This window comes from Mucilaginibacter sp. AK015 (assembly GCF_014200785.1).
Classification (GTDB): Bacteria; Bacteroidota; Bacteroidia; order Sphingobacteriales; family Sphingobacteriaceae; genus Mucilaginibacter.
The window spans coordinates 159091-178346 of the sequence record NZ_JACHCV010000002.1 but is presented as its reverse complement, the minus strand read 5'-3'; the positions used below and the strand labels follow the sequence as shown (position 1 = coordinate 178346).

Sequence of the window (19256 nt, the reverse complement as noted above, 5' to 3'; positions counted from 1 at the left end):
GCTATAATTATTCGCAACATAACATAGCCGCGAAGGCACCAAAAGTGTTGAAAACTTTTTGGTGGTAAAAAGTGGTAAAAAGTGGTAAAAGTAATATACTTTTACGTTACAAATGTTGTTGACCTTGTAGAATGTCCTATTTAACCGGAGAATTTAATTGTAAACTGGATACCAAAGGGCGGATGATGATCCCTGCGGACCTTAAGAAGCAGCTCCCGGAAGCTGACAATGAAGGTCTTGTGATCAATCGCGGCCTTGAGAACTATCTTGTTATTTACACTAAAAAGGAATGGGACATAAAGCTTGGCGAACTGAGCAAACTTAACGAATACGACAGGAAAAGTATCAAGTTTGTAAGATATTTTACCGGTGGCGCAACGGTTTTACAGCCGGATGCTGCCGGCAGGGTAAACTTGCCAAAGCACCTGCTGGATTATGCAGGCATTACCGGCGAGGTTGTGCTTACCTGCTTATTAAATAAGGTTGAGGTTTGGGATAAAAAGGCCCATCTTGAAATGATAAGCAACGAGCCCGAGAATTTTGCTGACCTGGCCGAAGAGGTTATGGGCAATAAAGGAAGGGGGCGCGATGAGTAATTATCATACCCCTGTAATGCTTGCCGAATGCATCGAGGCATTGAATATAAAGCCCGATGGTACCTATGTTGACGTAACCTTTGGGGGCGGCGGCCACTCGCGCGAGATCATGAAGCATTTAGGCGCGGGCGGGCGATTGCTGGCGTTTGACCAGGATGCCGATGCGCAGCAAAATTTGATAGACGACGAGCGCTTCACCTTTATCGATCAAAACTTCAGGTACCTCAAAAATTTCACGAGGCTGCACGATGCCATTCCGGTTGATGGTATACTGGCTGATCTGGGTGTATCGTCATATCAGTTTGACCAGGCCGACCGCGGGTTTTCGATACGCTTTGATGCCGAGCTGGATATGCGCATGAACCAGGCATCTGATCTTAGCGCTAAAGAAGTAGTGAACAACTATAGCGAAGCTGACCTGCACCGCATTTTTGGCATGTATGGCGAAGTTCAAAACGCCAAATCGCTGGCTAAAACTATTGTAACCGCGAGGCTTAACGGCCCCATAATTACTGTTGCCGACCTGAAAAATGCGATAAGCAATATTACTCCGCGGGGTAAAGAGAATAAATACCTGGCGCAGGTTTTTCAGGCGCTGAGGATAGAGGTGAACCAGGAACTGGAAGCTTTGAAAGATTTCCTGATACAATCCGCTGAAGTATTGGCAACCGGCGGCAGGCTGGTGGTGATGTCATATCACTCACTTGAAGACAGGCTGGTGAAAAATTTTATTGCTAAAGGCAAGTTCAGCGGCGAGGTTGAGAAAGACCTTTATGGCAACAATAACCGGCCTTTTGACGCGGTTAGCCGCGGTGCAATTGTAGCTACCGAAGAAGAGATATTAAGCAATAACAGGGCACGCAGTGCCAAATTAAGAATAGCTGTAAAAAAATGACCAATCGTTTACGTACAGAAATTCAGGAGGAAGAATTAGAAGAACAAAAGCTTATTGTGGAAGAAAAGCCTGCAAAGGAAATTCCCGATAACTTTTTAACGCAGTTCTTAAAAAACGGGGTAATAACAACTGACGATGCTACCCGTGCACTGCCATTTGTATTATATGTGGCGTTTTTGGGCATGCTGTATATTGGTAACAGGCATGTATCTGAAAACAACATACGCGATATTGATAAGATAAGCAAAGAAGTTAAAGAGCTGAGCTGGGAATATAAAAGCAGTAAAGCCGACCTGGCCTTTAAAAGCACTTTAACCGAGGTTGCCAAACGTGCCGATACCCTGGGTATAAGAGAACCTACGGAGCCGCCACAAAAAATAACCGTGAAGGAGGACGCGCAGTAATGAGTATCAGAACAAACATACTGTTAAGGGTTTACCTGGCTTTTGGGTTAATCTTGCTGTTTGCAGCAGCGGTAGTGTTCCAGCTTTGCCGTGTGCAGTTTATACAAGGTAAAAAGTGGCAGGCGATGTCAAAAACCATGTCTACCCGTTACAGAAACATTGAAGCGGCCCGGGGGAACATTTTTTCGGTCGATGGTAGCCTGCTGGCTACATCGGTGCCCGAGTATGAACTGCGAATGGATATGCTGGCCGGTGGTATAGAGAATGATAAAGTATTTAATCTTAAAATAGATTCGCTGGCCATGAAATTGTCGGCCTTTTTTGGCGACAGATCGGCCCGCGATTATTCAAGGATGTTTCGGGATGCGCGTAAGGACAGCTCGCGCTACCAGTTGGTAAGGCGTAAAGTTACTTACAGCGAGTTAAAAGAGATCCGTAAGTTCCCAATTTTTAATATGGGCAAATACAAGGGCGGGCTGATAATTGTGCAGCAAAACAAACGTATCAGGCCTTTCCGCTTTTTAGCAGCGCGTACCATAGGTTATAAAAACGAGAATGTTAAAAATGGGGTAGGCCTTGAAGGGGCGTATGCCGAATACATTAACGGCGAAAGCGGCAAGCGTTTAGAACGGCGCATGGCGGGCGGTGTGTGGATGCCTGTTAACGACGATAACGAAATAGCGCCAAAAGAGGGAGCGGATATTATATCTACCATTGATGTAAACATGCAGGACCTGGCACAAAGCGCCCTTGAAAAGCAACTTATTAAAAGTAAGGCAGATCATGGCGTTGTGATTGTAATGGAAGTTGCCACCGGCGAAGTAAGGGCTATAGCCAATTTTTCTAAAGTAGAAGAAGGGGTTTATAAAGAAAAATTTAACTATGCTATAGCAGGTAACCAGGACCCCGGCTCTACATTCAAGCTGGCATCATACATGGCCCTGCTGGAAGATAAACTGGTTGATACCAACACCATGATAGGCACAGGTTATTACCAGATACCAGGTAAGCTTATAACCGACTCGCACCCGAAAATTGAAACAGTAACGGTAAAAAAGGCCTTTGAAGAGTCGTCTAATGCTGCCATCGCCAAACTGATCAATACGCACTACGGTAACAATCAGTCAAAATTTACCGACCATTTATATGCCTGGCATTTAAATGAGAAAATGAAGCTGCAAATTCCGGGTGAGGCACAGCCGGTGGTGAAAAATCCAGGCAACCGCAGCTGGAACAAGAATATGACCCTGCCGCAAATGGCTTATGGGTACGAAATGCAGCTAACGCCTTTAAAAATGCTTTCGTTTTACAACGCTGTAGCAAACAATGGTAAATACATAGCCCCCATTTTTGTACGTGAGATCAGGAGACTGGGCAACCCGATTGAACAGTTCAAGGCGCGTGTGGTAAACGAAAAAATATGTTCGGACGAAACGCTGAGTAAAATAAAAAGCATGCTTGAAGGTGTGGTAACCGAAGGCAGCGGTAAGCAGGTAGTTTATAACCCCGAGTACAAAATTGCCGGTAAAACCGGCACGGCCCAGGTTGCAGACGGAAACAGGGGATATAAGGTAAAAAGCCAGTATCAGGCATCGTTTGTAGGTTATTTTCCGGCGGATAAGCCTAAATATTCTATGATAGTGGTTATCAATGATCCTAAGGGTGCTTATTATGGTGCATTAGTGTCGGGTCCGGTTTTCAGAGAAATAGCCGACCGTATCTACGCGGGCGATATGGAAGTGAACCAAACGCCGGCGCATTTAATAGGAAACACCACCCTGCCCAAATTTAAGCAGGGTAATATAAAAGCGTTAAAAAAGGTTTACAGTAAGCTTGGTATAAAACCACTATATGCTTCGGCCAATCTAAACGGAGTTGATACCAGCAGCGGCATTGCTTTTGAAGAAAATAAATACAAAACCGGCACAGTGCCCAATGTAACAGGCATGGGCCTGAGCGATGCACTTTACGCGTTAGGCAATGCAGGATATAAAGTGGCGGTAAAGGGCAGCGGATCAGTTACTGCGCAATCGGTAACGGGGGGAAGCGTAATTCCAAAGGGGTCAAAAATAACAATAGAACTGCAATGAGATATTTGAGCGACATATTAGAAGGAGTGGCATTTACCGAACTGCAGGGAAGTGCCGATGTGGAGATCTCGGCCGTTGTGTTCGACTCGCGCCAGGTAGTGCCGGGCTGCATGTTTGTAGCCGTTAAAGGTACCGCGGTAGATGGGCACGACTATATTGACCAGGCAATAAAAGACGGCGCTATAGCTATAATTTGCGAAGAACTGCCAGCTCATACAGCGGCCGAGGTTGACTTTTTAATGGTTGCCGACTCGGCTAAAGCACTGGCGACACTTGCCGCCAACTTTTACGAAAACCCGTCATCAAATCTTAAGCTGGTTGGGGTAACCGGTACCAATGGCAAAACCACTATTGCTACCCTGCTTTACAAGCTGTTCCGCGATATGGGTTACAAATGCGGGCTGCTCTCCACTGTTGAAAACCAGGTGAACGGGCGCATTATCCCGTCAACCCATACCACGCCTGATCCGGTAGCGCTGAATAAATTGCTCGCCGATATGGTTAATGAGGGTTGCGACTACTGCTTTATGGAAGTAAGTTCGCACGCTATTGCGCAGCACCGTATAGACGGGCTGGTGTTTTCGGGCGGTATATTCTCAAACCTTACACACGATCATTTAGATTATCATAAAACATTCGATAGCTACCTGAAGGCTAAAAAGGCATTTTTTGATCATCTGCCAAAAAGCGCGTTCGCCCTTACCAATAGCGACGATAAAAATGGTAATGTAATGCTGCAAAATACATCGGCACACAAAAAAACGTACGGACTAAAAAGCATGGCCGATTACAAGGCCCGCATTATCGAGAACCAATTTGGCGGCTTGTTATTAAACATCGATAACGAAGAAGTATGGTTTAAACTGGTAGGTACATTCAATGCCTACAACCTGTTGGCGGTTTACTCGGCAGCCCTGCTTTTAGAACAAGATAAATCCAAGGTGCTGGTAAGCCTGAGCAAATTAACCGGTGCCGAAGGCAGGTTTGAATATATAGTAGCCCCTAACAAGGTTATTGGTATTGTTGATTATGCCCACACGCCCGATGCGGTGCAGAATGTGTTAAGCACCATTCATGACATACGCAAGGGAAGCGAAAAAGTAATTACGGTTATCGGCTGCGGCGGCGACAGGGATAAGACCAAGCGGCCGGTTATGGCCAAGGTAGCAACCGAATCGAGCGACAAGGTTATCCTTACATCAGATAATCCGCGTACGGAAGACCCGGCGCAGATCATCAAAGATATGGAGGAAGGTATCGATCCGGCTTTTAAGCGTCATACCGTAAGTATTGTTGACAGGCGCGAGGCGATTAAAACGGCCTGCATGTTGGCGCAGCCCGGAGACATCATTCTGCTTGCTGGCAAAGGCCACGAAAAGTACCAGGAGATAAATGGCGTTAAAAACCATTTTGATGATATGGAAGAATTGTTGGAGCAATTTAAAATGATGAAGTAAATGTGCAGACGTGCAGATTTCAGATGTGCAGATCTCAAATGAAAAAAATAATACCGAATGAGTGACAGACCAAATTTAATAGTGGACTTGACCTTTGAGTTTTCTTTGCAAATAATACGCTTCACAGAAAAACTGGAAACACAAAGAAAGTTTAACATGGCAAATCAACTTTTTAGAAGCGGAACATCAATAGGTGCTAATATATGCGAAGCGCAGGGGGCGCAGAGCAAGGACGATTTTAAACATAAATGTAAAATAGCTTATAAGGAAGCAGAAGAAACGCGATACTGTTAAAACTATGCGAAAAAGCAGAAAGTTATCCATTCGAACAATCAATGTTCGACAGTATACAATCGATTATAAAAGTTTTAGGAAGAATAATTTCATCAACAAATTAAACAACAACGATAATTAAAACATAACCGCAAATCTGCCCATTTTAAATTGCACATCTGGATTGACCTCTTCATCTGCACATCTAAAATCTGCACATCTGCACATTTGAAAGCCAATGTTATATTACCTGTTTACCTACCTAAGTAAGAATTACAGTATCCCCGGGATAGGTGTGATGCAGTACATTACCTTCCGGATGGCTATGGCGGTAATTGTATCGTTATTGGTAACAACGGTTTATGGCCGCAGGCTTATTGATTATCTGCGCTTTAAACAGGTTGGCGAAACGGTGCGTAACCTGGGTTTAGAGGGGCAGATGCAAAAATCGGGTACGCCTACAATGGGTGGTATCATTATTATTTTGGGTATCCTTATCCCTACGCTGCTGTTCGCTAAAATTGATAACATCTACATCATCATGATGCTGGTTACTACTGTTTGGCTGGGTGCTATCGGCTTTTTAGACGATTATATTAAGGTATTTAAAAAGAATAAGGAAGGGTTAGCAGGTAAGTTTAAAATTACCGGCCAGGTTGGGTTAGCTATTTTTATTGGCTGGACGATGTACTTTAACACGAGTATTACCATGCGCCAGGAAGTAAAGCTGCCTATAACATACGACGTGCCGGTAGCTTTTCATATGCGGGGCGATAAGCAGGTGCTGACGCAAGACATCAAATCGACCAAAACCACCATGCCTTTCTATAAAAACAACGAGTTTGATTACGGTAAGGTGTTGAAATTTCTTGGGCCCGGTTACGAGCATTATGCTTTGCTGGTATTTATGCTTTTTGTGATCGTGATCATTACCGCGGTATCAAACGGCGCCAACATTACCGACGGCATCGACGGTTTGGCTACGGGTACATCGGCTATCATTGGCTTAACGTTAGCCATACTGGCATACGTATCCAGTAACACGCTGATAGCCGAATACCTCAACATCATGTATATACCCAATTCGGCCGAGCTGGTAATATTCGCGGGTGCTTTTGTGGGGGCGTGCGTAGGCTTTTTATGGTACAACTCGTACCCGGCGCAGGTTTTTATGGGCGATACAGGCAGTTTGGCAATAGGGGGTATCATAGCGGTGTTTGCCATTGTGATCCGGAAAGAATTATTGGTGCCGGTGCTTTGCGGTGTTTTTTTGGTTGAAAACCTGTCGGTTATAATGCAGGTGGGCTGGTTTAAGTTTACCAAACGCAAGTATGGTGAAGGCCGTAGGATCTTCCTGATGGCGCCGCTGCACCACCATTACCAGAAAAAAGGTTTTCATGAATCGAAGATCGTAACCCGCTTTTGGATCATTTGCATCTTTTTGGCAATAATAACGGTGATTACGTTGAAACTAAGGTAAAAGAAGTCCATGGGCCATAGTTAATGTCCCACGGTAATAAAATATAAGGTTAAACTATGGTCTATCGACCATCGACTATGGACAACAAAACGAGAACAAATACCAAAATGGCCATTCTTGGCGCCGGCGAAAGCGGTGTTGGGGCGGCATACCTGGCCTTACAGCAGGGGTACGATGTATTTGTATCTGATTTTGGGCCGGTTGCAGATCATTACAAACAGCAGCTGCAGGACTGGAACATAAAATTTGAAGAAAACGGCCACACCGAAGCCGAGATATTGAAGGCCGTCGAAGTGGTGAAAAGCCCGGGTATACCCGATAAGGCGCCGATAGTGAAAAAGCTGGCAGAGAACAATATTCCGGTGATATCCGAAATAGAGTTTGCCGGGCGGTACACCAATGCAAAAATGATATGTATAACAGGCTCAAACGGCAAAACAACAACCGCCAGCCTTACCTATCATATCCTTAAAAACGGCGGACTTAACGTAGGGCTGGCAGGTAATATTGGCAAAAGCTTTGCCTACCAGGTGGCTACCGAAAAGTTTGACTACTACGTGCTGGAGATAAGCAGCTTTATGCTGGATAACATGTACCGATTTAAGGCGGATATAGCGGTGTTGTTAAACATTACGCCTGACCATCTTGACCGGTACGAATACAAACTTGAAAACTACGCCGCATCAAAATTCAGGATAACGCAGAACCAAACCGGCGCCGACCATTTTATTTATTGCGCGGATGATGCCGAAACAATAAAGGTGATGCAAGGCAAAGAGATAGCGGCGCAGCAACTGCCATTCTCGATACAAAAAAAGATTACAACGGGAGCATATCTCGATAAGGATAACCTAATTATAAACGTACACCAACAACATTTTCAAATGTCAATAAACGAACTGGCCCTGCAGGGAAAGCACAACATCTACAATTCTATGGCTTCGGGTATCGTAGCCAAAGTGCTTGAGCTACGCAACGAAACAATGCGGGAGAGTATGGGCAACTTCCGGAACATTGAGCACAGGTTGGAGTCGGTTGGTAAAATATCGGGCATCAGCTTTATTAATGATTCAAAAGCTACCAATGTAAATTCCACCTGGTACGCGCTCGAGAGCATGACAACCGATGTTGTTTTGATCTTAGGCGGCGTTGACAAGGGCAACGATTATAGCATGCTTAAGCAACTGGTTAAGCAAAAAGTAAAGGCCATAGTATGTTTGGGTAAAGATAATAAACGCATTCACGATGCATTTGAAGAGGATGTTGAAGTTATTGTAAATACCTCATCGGCCCAGGAAGCAGCGCAGGTTGCCTATCATCTGGCTGAAAAAGGCGATACCGTATTGTTATCACCTGCCTGCGCAAGTTTTGATCTGTTTAAAAATTATGAAGACAGGGGCAGGCAGTTTAAGGACGCGGTGAAGGAATTGTAGATGATGTGCAGATGTGAGAGTATGCAAATGTGCAGATGAAGAAATGATTAATGAATGATAAACCAAATTTAATAGTTGACTTAACCTTCAACTTTTCTTTGAAGATCATTGAGTTTACAGAATTACTCGAATCGAAAAAGAAATTTAACATGGCTAACCAATTATTCAGAAGCGGAACATCAGTAGGGGCAAATGTAAGAGAGGCGCAAGGGGCGCAAAGTAAAATTGATTTTAGGCATAAATGTAAATTGCATACAAGGAAGCGGAGGAAACAGAGTACTGGTTATTGCTTTGTAAGCATGCCGAAAGTTACCCGTTTGAGGAAGCAATGTATAACGATATACAATCAATATTAAAGGTGTTAGGTAAAATTATATCATCAACGCACTAAATAAAATTAATAATCTGCACATCTGCACATTTGCATATCTGCACATTTAAAAACAATATGAATCAAATACTCAGTAACGTAAAAGGCGACCGCTGGATATGGCTTATCGTTATCCTGCTTTCTATATTATCATTGCTGGCTGTGTACAGCTCGACAGGTACGCTGGCTTATATAAAAGGGAAGGCAAACGAAACCTACCTGGTTAAGCATATGGCTATGCTGTTTGGTGGTTTGGCGCTTATGTATATATCGCACCGTATAGATTACCGCTATTACGCCGGTATCTCAAAAATACTAATGGTGATAACAATTCCTTTACTATTGTATACGCTGGTATTTGGTAACCATGTTAACGATGCCAGCCGCTGGATATCTATACCAGGTACAGGGTTAACCTTCCAAACTTCCGATTTGGCCAAACTGGCTTTGATCACTTACCTGGCGCGCACATTATCGCGTAAGCAGGAGAATATAAAAGATGTAAAGCAATCATTCATCCCTATAATGGGATCGGTGTGTGTAGTATTTATATTGATAGCGCTGGCTAACCTTTCAACCGCACTGATGCTGTTTGGCGTAAGCATTTTGTTGCTGATCATAGGCCGTATCAGCATTAAACAAATAGCGGTGGTTTGCCTGGCAGGTGCATTATTACTTACCGGGGTTATATTTTTAGGCCCGCGCCGCCAAACCTATGTTTCGCGTATACACGCCTTTATGCATCCCGAACTGGCAACTGCTGATAAATCGTTCCAGTCCGACCATTCAAAAATTGCCATTGCCACCGGCGGCGTGCTGGGTAAAGGGCCGGGTAATAGTACCGAGCGTAATTATTTACCGCACCCTTATTCAGATTTCATTTATGCAACCATTGTTGAAGAATACGGTTTAATAGGGGGTATAGCATTAGTGGGTATTTACCTGTTCTTATTATACAGGTGTATAAAAATTGTGACTAAAGCCCCAAAAGCATTTGGTGCGCTGCTGGCCGCGGGGCTAAGCTTTAGCTTAACCATACAGGCCTTTGCTAATATGGCGGTGGCAGTAGGGCTGGGGCCGGTAACCGGGGTGCCGTTGCCACTGGTAAGTATGGGTGGTACATCCATATTATTTACCAGTGTGGCGTTCGGTATCATACTATCGGTAAGTCGCGATATAGACGAGCCGAAGAAGGTGGTAGTAGGAGAAATAAGCGTAGCAAGATAATTTCGGATTTCGGATTTCGATTTCGGATTTTCAAATGCAGCTATTTAGAGTTTGGGATTCAAAGTTTAGGATTTAGAAGTTTAGGATTTAGAATTTAAAAAAGAAATGTCAAAAAGGATCATCATAAGCGGCGGCGGCACTGGAGGGCACATCTTCCCGGCTATTGCTATTGCCAACGCTTTAAAAAAGCTTGATCCGGCTACCGAGATATTATTTGTTGGTGCCAGCGGCCGTATGGAAATGGAGAAAGTGCCGGCGGCCGGCTACAAAATTATTGGGTTGGATATCCAGGGCATTCAGCGTAAATCAATCTTAAAAAACCTGATGTTCCCGGTAAAACTGATAAACAGTGTGCGCAAGGCCATCCGGATAATAAGGGATTTTAAGCCCGATGCCGCTGTAGGTGTTGGAGGCTATGCCTCGGGGCCGTTATTATACGCGGCATCATTACGTGGCATTCCAACCTTGATACAGGAGCAAAATTCGTACGCAGGCATCACCAATAAATGGTTAGGGGCCAAAGCCAAAAAGATATGCGTGGCTTTTGACGGGATGGAGAAGTTTTTCCCTTTCGATAAGATCATTAAAACCGGCAACCCTATACGTAAGGAATCGGTAAATATAGCCGGTAAACACATGCAGGCGCTTGAGCTGTTTAAGTTATCGTCGTTCAAAAAAACAATACTCATAACAGGTGGCAGCCTGGGTGCGCGCACTTTAAATAACAGTATACAGGCGGGCATTGATAAATTGATTGCCGCCGATGTGCAGGTGATATGGCAAACAGGTAAGTTCTACTATAAAACCATTATAGAACAGTTAGGGCCAAATCGCCACCCGGACATTTGCGTGGTAGAGTTTTTAAACCGCATGGATTTGGCTTATGCCGCTGCCGATGTAATCATATCAAGAGCCGGCGCGGGTACTATAGCCGAGCTTTGTGTAGTAAAGAAACCTGTGATACTGGTGCCATCGCCAAATGTAGCCGAGGACCACCAAACCAAGAACGCCCTGGCTTTGGTTGAAGAGAATGCCGCAGTATTTGTGGCCGACAGGGATGCCGAAACAAAACTGGTTGATAAAGTGCTGGCGCTTTTAAATGATAATGACAAACAAAAGAAATTAAGCAATAACATTGGTAAGCTGGCCCTGCCCGATGCCGACGAGGTAATTGCAAAAGAGGTTATCCAAATAACAAACAACAATTAAAGTAAGTCATTCCGTCTGCTATGCGGGCGGAAGACTTTGTATTAGTTGATTACTGAATGGAGAGCAATTGAATAGAGAGTAGTTAATAATATTAATAGTAAAAACAGATAGCGCTGATAAGTTACAAGGTGAGATGAACCACTCACCACTTAACCCAATCAACCACTCACCAATATGGAACTAAACAACATAAAAAGAGTTTACCTGGTAGGGATAGGCGGCATAGGCATGAGCGGCCTGGCCCGCTATTTCCATCATTTAGGCTGTGTTGTTTGCGGCTACGATAAAACCCATACCCCCTTAACGGACGAACTGCATAACGAAGGCATCTGCGTGGTTTTTGAGGATAGGGCGGATTGGATACCAATGAGTTTCCAGGAACTGGATAACGATACCCTTGTTATATATACCCCAGCTATCCCCAAAGATTCCCAAATATTAAATTTTTTCCGCCGTAAGGGTTTTGAATTGTATAAGCGTTCGCAGGTGTTGGGTATCATCAGCCAAAGCATGTATACCATTGCTGTGGCAGGCACACACGGCAAAACCACCACCTCGTGCATGATAGCACATATATTAAAAGATTCGGGCAAGGATTGTTCAGCGTTTTTGGGTGGCATATCGTCAAATTATCAAACCAATGTGTTGTATGGCGACAATAACATTGTGGTGGTTGAGGCCGACGAGTATGATCGTTCGTTCCTTACCCTGCACCCTGATATAGCCATCATCACCTCGATGGATGCCGACCACCTGGATATTTACGGCGACCATGCGCATCTCGAGGAATCGTTTAAGCTGTTTGCTTCGCAATTAAAACAGGGTGGTACGCTAATTTACCACAAAGGCCTGCCTTTGGGCAACGGGTTTACTTATGCTATGAACGATGACGCGCAGGCTATGGCCACCAATGTGCGGATAGAAGAAGGCAATTTTTATTTCGATTTTAACGATGGCAGCACCAGCATTCCTGATATAAAAATGGGTATAGCAGGGCTTCATAATATCGAAAATGCCGTTGCGGCGATTGAGGCTGCACTGCATGTAGAAATACCGCCTGCTGCCATACACGAGGCACTGGGTTCATTTAAAGGAGTTAAGCGCAGGTTTGAGTATGTCGTAAAAAACACAGCCCATATCTATATTGACGATTATGCGCACCACCCCGAAGAATTAAGGGCGGCCATATCATCTGTAAAACGCTTGTATCCTGATAAAAAACTAACGGTTATTTTTCAGCCGCACCTGTTTACACGTACGCGCGATTTTGCCGATGGCTTTGCCGAAGTGCTGGATATGGCCCATGAACTGCTGATGCTGGATATTTACCCGGCCCGCGAGTTGCCCATTGGGGGCGTGGATAGCGACATGATACTCAGCCGTATGAAAATGTTGAATAAACGCAAATGTGGAAAACAAGAGAGCATTGAAATTGTGCGATCTGAAAAACCCGCGTTACTTTTAACTGTAGGTGCGGGCGATATTGACCAATTGGTTACACCTTTAAAACAAGCTTTACAGGATGTTTAAAAAACGCATATGGAAGCCGCTTCTTATTGGGTTTGGCTGGCTTATAAGCCTGGCCGGCCTGGTGGTGCTTATGAGTTTTATTGAGGTTAAAAAAGCTGAACTTACCTGTAAAAAAGTAAACGTATATATCCCGGGCAACCAGTATTTTATTGACAGGCAGGAAATAGATAATATACTGCAAACCACCAGCCAAACACTTATTGGCCGCAGGTTAGAGAATATTGATATACACGCGCTCGAAAACAAATTAAAGGTTAATCCCTTTGTTGAGTTTGCAAAGGTGTTTATTGAGATGGACGGAACCCTGCAGGTTGAAGTGAGCCAGCGCCAGCCCATACTGCGGGTAATGAATAGGTTTGACCAGGATTTTTATGTGGATCAGCATGGGCTAAAAATGCCGTTATCGCCAAACTTTACCGCAAGGGTGCTGGCCGTTAACGGTTACATCGACGAGCTGTTTGCCAATAAGGTCGATTCGTTACACACCGCGCTGGCAAAAGAGATATTTAAAACAGCTGATTTTATCAGGAAGGATTCGCTTTGGGACGCACAGATAGAACAGCTGTATGTGAACCAGGACCACGAGATAGAATTGATACCCCGCGTGGGCAACCAGCGTATTTTGCTGGGCAATGCCGACTCGCTGGCAACAAAGTTTAATAACCTTAAGGTATTTTATAAGCAGGCTTTGCCTTTGGTTGGGTGGGATGCTTATAAGCTGATCAACATCAAATACATAAACCAGGTAGTGGGTGTAAAAAACGAAACCTTGCTGGATTCGTTGAAGCGCCGCCGCGAGTTTATGGCCGACTCGGTAAAAAAGGCGCAATTTAATCAGGATACGGCAAGCGTAAAAGCGGCTGCTTTAAAAGATACAACGGGTAAAAAGACATCTATTAAAAACTAATTTATATGGACAAAAGTTCAACACAAGAAAAAAGTTCGCCAATTGTAGTAGGCCTTGATATAGGAACCACTAAGATCTGCGCGATAGTTGGCCGAAGGAGCAAGAACGGCAAAATAGAGGTATTGGGCATAGGCAAGGCCGAGTCGGCCGGTGTAACACGCGGTATGGTATCAAATATCGACAAAACCGTGCAAGGTATTTCAACAGCGGTTGATATAGCGGGCACACAGTCAAACGTCGAGATCAGGATAGTTAACGTAGGTATTGCCGGTCAGCATATAAAAAGTTTACAGCACAGGGGGCTTATCACCCGTAAGGACCTGAGCTCGGAGATAAGCCGCAAGGATATCGATAAGCTGGTTGAGGATATGTACAACCTGGTGATGCCCCCGGGCGAAGAGATCATCCATGTATTGCCACAGGAGTTTACTGTAGATAACGAACCTGGGGTAAAGGACCCGATAGGTATGGCGGGTGTGCGCCTCGAGGCCAACTTTCATATCATATCGGGCCAGGTAACCGCTATTAAAAATATTGTGAAGTGCGTTAATAAAGCCAGTTTGGAAAGCCAGGAGCTTATACTGGAACCTTTGGCCTCGTCGGAATCTGTGTTGAGCGACGAGGAAAAAGAGGCGGGTGTGGTGTTGGTTGATATTGGTGGCGGTACCACGGATGTGGCTATCTTCCACGAAGGCATTATCCGCCATACAGCAGTTATTCCGTTTGGTGGTAACAGCGTAACCGAAGATATCCGTGAAGGCTGCTCGGTAATGCGCAACATAGCGGAACAACTTAAGGTGAGGTTTGGTTCGGCGCTGGCAGAGGAAAATAAAGAGAACGAAATAGTTTGCGTGCCTGGTTTACGCGGTCGCGAGCCAAAGGAGATTTCGGTGAAAAACCTGGCGTTTGTGATACAGGCGCGTATGGAAGAAATTATAGAGCACGTGTACTACGAGATCAAATCATCCGGCTACGAAAAGAAACTGATAGCAGGTATAGTAGTAACCGGCGGCGGCGCACAATTAAAGCACCTGACCCAGTTAATAGAATACGTTACCGGTTTGGATTGCCGTGTGGGTTACCCCAACGAGCACCTGGCCAAGAATGAGGTATTGCCTAAAAGTACTTACGAGGAACTGCAAAGCCCAACTTTTGCTACAGGTATAGGCCTGTTGATAAAAGGTATCCAGAAAATGGAATATAACGGCGTAGCGCAGGTACCGGCAGCAGCAGCTGTAAAAGCCGAAAAAGCAAAATATACCGACGACCGCAAGTTTGGGTTATTGGGCAAAATACTTGAATCGGGCAAAAAATTTATTAAGGACGACATAAAAGACGAGGACTTTTTGAAATAAGTGAGTAGTGAGTTGTTAAGTGGTAAATGGGTATTAATCTACAACTATTCACCACTCACTTAAGCAACCGCTCACTATTTATTCACATCCTAAAACTTTTCCACATTGTGCACAATTGTGGAAAAAGCTTGTGGAAAAAGTCATATTATTACATTAAGAAAATCTATTTATTCACCAGAATACATATAGCTGAAAATAAGGATTATGCAGTTTGAGATGTTAAAGGAAAAATCGTCTATCATCAAGGTAATTGGTGTTGGCGGGGGCGGCGGTAACGCGGTAAACCATATGTACAGGCAGGGAATTACCGGTGTCGATTTCATAATTTGTAACACCGATGCCCAGGCGCTTGAGTTAAGCCCTATCCCAAACAAAGTTCAGTTGGGCGCGAGCCTTACCGAAGGTATGGGTGCCGGTTCTATACCCGAAGTGGGTAAAAATTCGGCTATCGAAAACATCGACGACATTAAACAGATGCTCGGCTCAAACACCAAAATGCTGTTTATTACGGCGGGTATGGGCGGTGGCACCGGTACAGGCGCAAGCCCTATTATTGCCAAAGCAGCCCGCGAGCTGGATATCCTTACAGTAGGTATCATAACAACTCCTTTCTCGTTTGAGGGCAAACGCCGTAAAATGCAGGCCGATGCCGGTATGGAAGAGCTGAAAAAATATGTAGATTCTTTCCTGGTGATATCAAACGACAGGCTGCGCCAGATATTCGGCAACCTAACGCTGGGTTCGGCATTTGCACAGGCCGATGATATTTTGACCACAGCTGCAAAAGGCATCGCCGAGATCATCACCCTGCCGGGCTATATCAACGTAGATTTTAAGGATGTGCGCACGGTGATGAAAGACAGTGGCGTATCTATCATGGGCAGTTGCTCTGCCGAAGGCGAAAATCGTGCCTTAAAAGCAGTAGAAGGTGCGCTGTCTTCTCCGCTGCTGAAGGATAACGAAATAGAGGGCGCGCGTTATATTTTATTGAATATCAGTTCGGGTGATAAGGAAGTTACCATGGACGAGGTAAGTATTATTACCGATTATATACAGGAAGAAGCCGGCCTGGCCGCAGACCTGATATGGGGTAACTGCCGCGACGAGAATTTGGGAGATAAACTTTCGGTTACCATTATTGCAACCGGTTTCCAAACCAAAGATGAGCGCGAGAAAGAGAACAGTAATAAAAAAATAGTATCGATGCTGGTGCCCGAGAATGAGCCATTGGTAAAACCGGTGAACGAATTTATCACTCCGGTTAAAACCGATGCCGAAATGGATGCCGCGCCGTATATGAAACTGAAGGATGAGCCAAAACAAACCGGCTTGTTTGACCTTTTTGCGCGCGCCGAACAACAGGACGCGGCTGACGATACGGTTATAAAATACGACCTTAACGACGAAACCCCTGCTGCCGAAGAGAACGACCCATCGGAATTTACCTTTAAGGTTACCGAAACCGTAATGAACTTTGAACCGGTTACCGCAAAAGTACAGGCCGAGCCAGAACCGGAACCGGAACCCGAAATAGTTAGCGCCGACGAAAACAAAACTGACGAATCGATAGAAGAGCAGCTGCGTAAATCGCGCGAGCGTATTATGCGTTTAAAAGACCTGAGTATGAAGCTGCGCAACGGTAACATCCAGGAGCTGGAGAATATACCGGCCTATAAACGTAAGGAAATTGCCCTTCAGCAAACCCCGGCATCCGACGAAAGCCAGGTGTCAAGGTTCTCTTTACTGCCTGATAGCGACGGTAAAACCGAGATCAGGAACAATAATTCCTTTTTACACGATAACGTAGACTAATTGATCTGAACCCATTATATAAAAGCCCCTTGCAACAATGCAGGGGCTTTTTTGTTATAAGGTTGTTACGCAATAAACAGCCTTTTTAAGGGTTCTATTTTTACAGCATTTAACAAAAAGAAACTCACCTTGGACTTGTTTGATAAGATAAACAAAAATATGGGCGGCCCTATCGGGCAGCACCAAAAGTGGTCGCATGGGTATTTCTCTTTCCCCAACCTGGAAGGAGAGTTAGGCCCCCACATGATATTTAACGGAAAAAAACAACTGGTATGGAGCTTGAATAATTACCTGGGCCTGGCCAACCACCCCGAAGTGCGCGAAGCGGATGCACAGGCCGCCGCCGATTATGGTATGGCTTATCCCATGGGCGCCAGGATGATGTCGGGCAATACCAAACACCACGAAGAGCTGGAAGATAGCCTGGCCGAATTTGTAGGCAAAGAAGCCGCTTTTCTGCTTAATTATGGCTACCAGGGTATGGTGTCTATCATTGATGCGATGGTTGACCGTAACGATGTGATCATTTACGATGCCGAATCGCACGCTTGTATAATTGATGGTGTGCGCCTGCATATGGGCAAGCGTTTTGTTTACAGGCATAACGACATGGATAGCTTTAAAAAACAGCTGGAGCATGCCCGCCATATAACCGATGCTACAGGCGGCGGTATATTGGTAATAACCGAGGGCGTTTTTGGCATGTCGGGCGCGCAGGGTAAGCTAAAGGAGATCATACCATATAAACAGCAATATAACTTCCGCCTTTTGGTTGATGACGCGCACGGCTTTGGTACCATGGGTAAAACCGGTTCGGGCACGCACGAGGCGCAAAACTGCGTGGAAGGGGTAGATCTTTACTTCGGTACCTTCGCAAAATCTATGGCCGGCATAGGGGCCTTTATAGCCGCCGATACCGGCATCATCAATTACCTGCGTTATAACATGCGGTCGCAAACGTTTGCCAAGGCATTGCCTATGCCCATGGTGATGGGCTTGAAAAAGCGGTTCGAGTTGTTAAAAACAAACCCGCAGTTGCGCGAGAAACTTTGGACAATTGCAAAAGCGCTGCAAAAGGGCCTGGTAGCCCAGGGCTTTGATATTGGTGTAACCGACACTATGGTAACCCCGGTATTTTTAAAAGGCGACCTTACCGAAGCCACCAGCTTAACCACAGAACTGCGCGAAAAGTACGGTGTTTTTTGCTCAATTGTAGTTTACCCGGTAATACCAAAAGGCCTGATCATGATTAGGCTGATACCTACCGCCATGCACAGCCTGCAGGATGTAGAGTACACGCTAACAGCCTTTAGCGCCGTTTCGGCGAAGTTGCAGGAGGGGCATTATAAAATGGCAATTGCATCTTAGTATATTTATGGCATCATAAAGCCCTGCATTATTGCGGGGCTTTTAGTTTATAATTTAGCCCTTATCCCCAGTGTCGGGTACGCTTGGGTGCGGTTATCAGGGCTAAGTATATGATAATAAAGATTGAGCCTGGTACCACAGGCTACGGTTTTATTAATATTATACCATAACTGCGGCTCGGCAAAAAATATAAAACGCTTGCCATGCAGGCTGGCCGTAAATTCATCGCCATGGTTTCTGTTTTCGGTGCCAAAAGAAAAATCGCCCGCAAACTCAACTTTATAATTCCATAACCCCTGGTAGAAATAAAGCGTGTAAAAAAAGTCGTGACTTGGCTTTTTATAGGATATATACTTGTAATTTAAAACGCTGCTAAAGTATCCTTTTCTTATTTTAAACGGATAACTTACACCAACCTGGTAAGTGTTTTGTATATAGTAGCTATACTGCCGGGGGTAGGTAACGCCCAGGCCGCCGCTGTATTGCAGGTTTATAAAAATTCGGGGTTTCCAAAAGCGCACTTCCTGCGATACCTGCATATAACACTTACCAATGCTGGATTGATCTCCCGACATATCCGCCTGCAGCTTTAAAAGAAATGTGCCGGGCTTTATAAATGTTTTGCCCGTGTCTAATTGTTTCAGATACTCAAACTGGAACGAAACAAAGTTTTTAGGATTGTTTGCAGGGTCAATAGCGTGCCTGGCATCGTAATGTAATTGTAACGACTGGCCTTTGATCTGCAAGGCGTAGAGCACGAGGAAAATAACCGTTAGATGTTTCATTAGTCCGTATTATTAAGTTTGCTTAGATCGCACAAAAATGTTCCGGACAGGCGAGATAATGCGGT

Annotated in this window: 16 protein-coding genes and 1 pseudogene; 16 read left to right on the top strand and 1 reads right to left on the bottom strand. The window is 44.8% G+C overall.

Annotated elements, in window-relative coordinates:
* The first annotated feature begins 131 nt into the window (after positions 1-131).
* From mraZ to HDC91_RS09875, 16 genes and pseudogenes are all read left to right on the top strand, one after another.
* Positions 132-596: a division/cell wall cluster transcriptional repressor MraZ gene (gene mraZ, locus HDC91_RS09950; RefSeq protein ID WP_183551497.1), complete on the top strand. Its 465-nt coding sequence runs from the start codon at positions 132-134 to the stop codon at positions 594-596.
* Positions 589-1491, top strand: coding sequence for a 16S rRNA (cytosine(1402)-N(4))-methyltransferase RsmH (rsmH, locus tag HDC91_RS09945; RefSeq protein WP_183551494.1), 903 nt, complete (start codon positions 589-591; stop codon positions 1489-1491). The genes mraZ and rsmH overlap by 8 nt, the downstream gene beginning before the upstream one ends.
* A complete protein-coding gene (locus HDC91_RS09940) occupies positions 1488-1895 on the top strand; it encodes an FtsL-like putative cell division protein (RefSeq protein WP_162429346.1) in 408 nt (135 codons plus the stop codon). The genes rsmH and HDC91_RS09940 overlap by 4 nt, the downstream gene beginning before the upstream one ends.
* Positions 1895-3985 (top strand): penicillin-binding protein, encoded by a 2091-nt coding sequence (locus HDC91_RS09935; RefSeq protein WP_183551492.1) that lies wholly within the window; start codon positions 1895-1897, stop codon positions 3983-3985. The genes HDC91_RS09940 and HDC91_RS09935 overlap by 1 nt, the downstream gene beginning before the upstream one ends.
* The gene (locus HDC91_RS09930; RefSeq protein ID WP_183551489.1) at positions 3982-5442 is read left to right on the top strand and encodes a UDP-N-acetylmuramoyl-L-alanyl-D-glutamate--2,6-diaminopimelate ligase; all 1461 of its coding nucleotides are present in this window, start codon (positions 3982-3984) and stop codon (positions 5440-5442) included. Before HDC91_RS09935 ends, HDC91_RS09930 begins: the two co-directional genes overlap by 4 nt.
* Before the next feature lie 57 nt (positions 5443-5499).
* Positions 5500-5736, top strand: a complete 237-nt coding sequence (locus HDC91_RS09925; protein ID WP_221262163.1) for a four helix bundle protein — start codon at positions 5500-5502, stop codon at positions 5734-5736.
* A gap of 217 nt (positions 5737-5953) precedes the next feature.
* Positions 5954-7195, top strand: a complete 1242-nt coding sequence (mraY, locus tag HDC91_RS09920; RefSeq protein WP_183551486.1) for a phospho-N-acetylmuramoyl-pentapeptide-transferase — start codon at positions 5954-5956, stop codon at positions 7193-7195.
* A gap of 77 nt (positions 7196-7272) precedes the next feature.
* Positions 7273-8628 carry a UDP-N-acetylmuramoyl-L-alanine--D-glutamate ligase gene (murD, locus tag HDC91_RS09915; RefSeq protein ID WP_183551483.1) on the top strand — a complete coding sequence of 452 codons (1356 nt, stop codon included), beginning with the start codon at positions 7273-7275 and terminating at the stop codon, positions 8626-8628.
* 50 nt (positions 8629-8678) lie between these two features.
* Positions 8679-9019: pseudogene (locus HDC91_RS09910) on the top strand (four helix bundle protein).
* Between the two features lie 57 nt (positions 9020-9076).
* Positions 9077-10225 carry an FtsW/RodA/SpoVE family cell cycle protein gene (locus HDC91_RS09905; RefSeq protein WP_183551480.1) on the top strand — a complete coding sequence of 383 codons (1149 nt, stop codon included), beginning with the start codon at positions 9077-9079 and terminating at the stop codon, positions 10223-10225.
* A 105-nt stretch (positions 10226-10330) separates the two neighbouring features.
* A complete protein-coding gene (gene murG, locus HDC91_RS09900) occupies positions 10331-11434 on the top strand; it encodes an undecaprenyldiphospho-muramoylpentapeptide beta-N-acetylglucosaminyltransferase (RefSeq protein ID WP_183551477.1) in 1104 nt (367 codons plus the stop codon).
* 174 nt (positions 11435-11608) lie between these two features.
* Positions 11609-12964 (top strand): UDP-N-acetylmuramate--L-alanine ligase, encoded by a 1356-nt coding sequence (murC, locus tag HDC91_RS09895; protein WP_183551474.1) that lies wholly within the window; start codon positions 11609-11611, stop codon positions 12962-12964.
* Positions 12957-13871: a cell division protein FtsQ/DivIB gene (locus HDC91_RS09890; protein WP_183551472.1), complete on the top strand. Its 915-nt coding sequence runs from the start codon at positions 12957-12959 to the stop codon at positions 13869-13871. Before murC ends, HDC91_RS09890 begins: the two co-directional genes overlap by 8 nt.
* A 5-nt stretch (positions 13872-13876) precedes the next feature.
* Entirely contained in the window at positions 13877-15226 is a 1350-nt protein-coding gene (gene ftsA, locus HDC91_RS09885) for a cell division protein FtsA (protein WP_183551469.1), read from the top strand.
* A gap of 204 nt (positions 15227-15430) precedes the next feature.
* Entirely contained in the window at positions 15431-17038 is a 1608-nt protein-coding gene (gene ftsZ / locus HDC91_RS09880) for a cell division protein FtsZ (protein ID WP_183551466.1), read from the top strand.
* A gap of 129 nt (positions 17039-17167) precedes the next feature.
* On the top strand, positions 17168-18406 hold the full coding sequence (locus tag HDC91_RS09875) for a pyridoxal phosphate-dependent aminotransferase family protein (RefSeq protein ID WP_183551463.1): 1239 nt from the start codon (positions 17168-17170) through the stop codon (positions 18404-18406).
* Between the two features lie 47 nt (positions 18407-18453).
* Here the strand turns inward: HDC91_RS09875 and HDC91_RS09870 are convergent, their stop codons facing one another.
* Positions 18454-19191, bottom strand: a complete 738-nt coding sequence (locus tag HDC91_RS09870) for a DUF5020 family protein (RefSeq protein ID WP_183551460.1) — start codon at positions 19189-19191, stop codon at positions 18454-18456.
* Positions 19192-19256 lie beyond the last annotated feature (65 nt).

What these genes read in the sequence shown, in the direction of transcription:
- mraZ (WP_183551497.1), top strand. Translation starts at nt 132, where the DNA reads ATGTCCTATTTAACCGGAGAATTTAATTGTAAACTGGATACCAAAGGG.
- rsmH (WP_183551494.1), top strand. Translation starts at nt 589, where the DNA reads ATGAGTAATTATCATACCCCTGTAATGCTTGCCGAATGCATCGAGGCA.
- HDC91_RS09940 (WP_162429346.1), top strand. Translation starts at nt 1,488, where the DNA reads ATGACCAATCGTTTACGTACAGAAATTCAGGAGGAAGAATTAGAAGAA.
- HDC91_RS09935 (WP_183551492.1), top strand. Translation starts at nt 1,895, where the DNA reads ATGAGTATCAGAACAAACATACTGTTAAGGGTTTACCTGGCTTTTGGG.
- HDC91_RS09930 (WP_183551489.1), top strand. Translation starts at nt 3,982, where the DNA reads ATGAGATATTTGAGCGACATATTAGAAGGAGTGGCATTTACCGAACTG.
- HDC91_RS09925 (WP_221262163.1), top strand. Translation starts at nt 5,500, where the DNA reads ATGAGTGACAGACCAAATTTAATAGTGGACTTGACCTTTGAGTTTTCT.
- mraY (WP_183551486.1), top strand. Translation starts at nt 5,954, where the DNA reads ATGTTATATTACCTGTTTACCTACCTAAGTAAGAATTACAGTATCCCC.
- murD (WP_183551483.1), top strand. Translation starts at nt 7,273, where the DNA reads ATGGACAACAAAACGAGAACAAATACCAAAATGGCCATTCTTGGCGCC.
- HDC91_RS09905 (WP_183551480.1), top strand. Translation starts at nt 9,077, where the DNA reads ATGAATCAAATACTCAGTAACGTAAAAGGCGACCGCTGGATATGGCTT.
- murG (WP_183551477.1), top strand. Translation starts at nt 10,331, where the DNA reads ATGTCAAAAAGGATCATCATAAGCGGCGGCGGCACTGGAGGGCACATC.
- murC (WP_183551474.1), top strand. Translation starts at nt 11,609, where the DNA reads ATGGAACTAAACAACATAAAAAGAGTTTACCTGGTAGGGATAGGCGGC.
- HDC91_RS09890 (WP_183551472.1), top strand. Translation starts at nt 12,957, where the DNA reads ATGTTTAAAAAACGCATATGGAAGCCGCTTCTTATTGGGTTTGGCTGG.
- ftsA (WP_183551469.1), top strand. Translation starts at nt 13,877, where the DNA reads ATGGACAAAAGTTCAACACAAGAAAAAAGTTCGCCAATTGTAGTAGGC.
- ftsZ (WP_183551466.1), top strand. Translation starts at nt 15,431, where the DNA reads ATGCAGTTTGAGATGTTAAAGGAAAAATCGTCTATCATCAAGGTAATT.
- HDC91_RS09870 (WP_183551460.1), bottom strand. Translation starts at nt 19,191, where the DNA reads ATGAAACATCTAACGGTTATTTTCCTCGTGCTCTACGCCTTGCAGATC.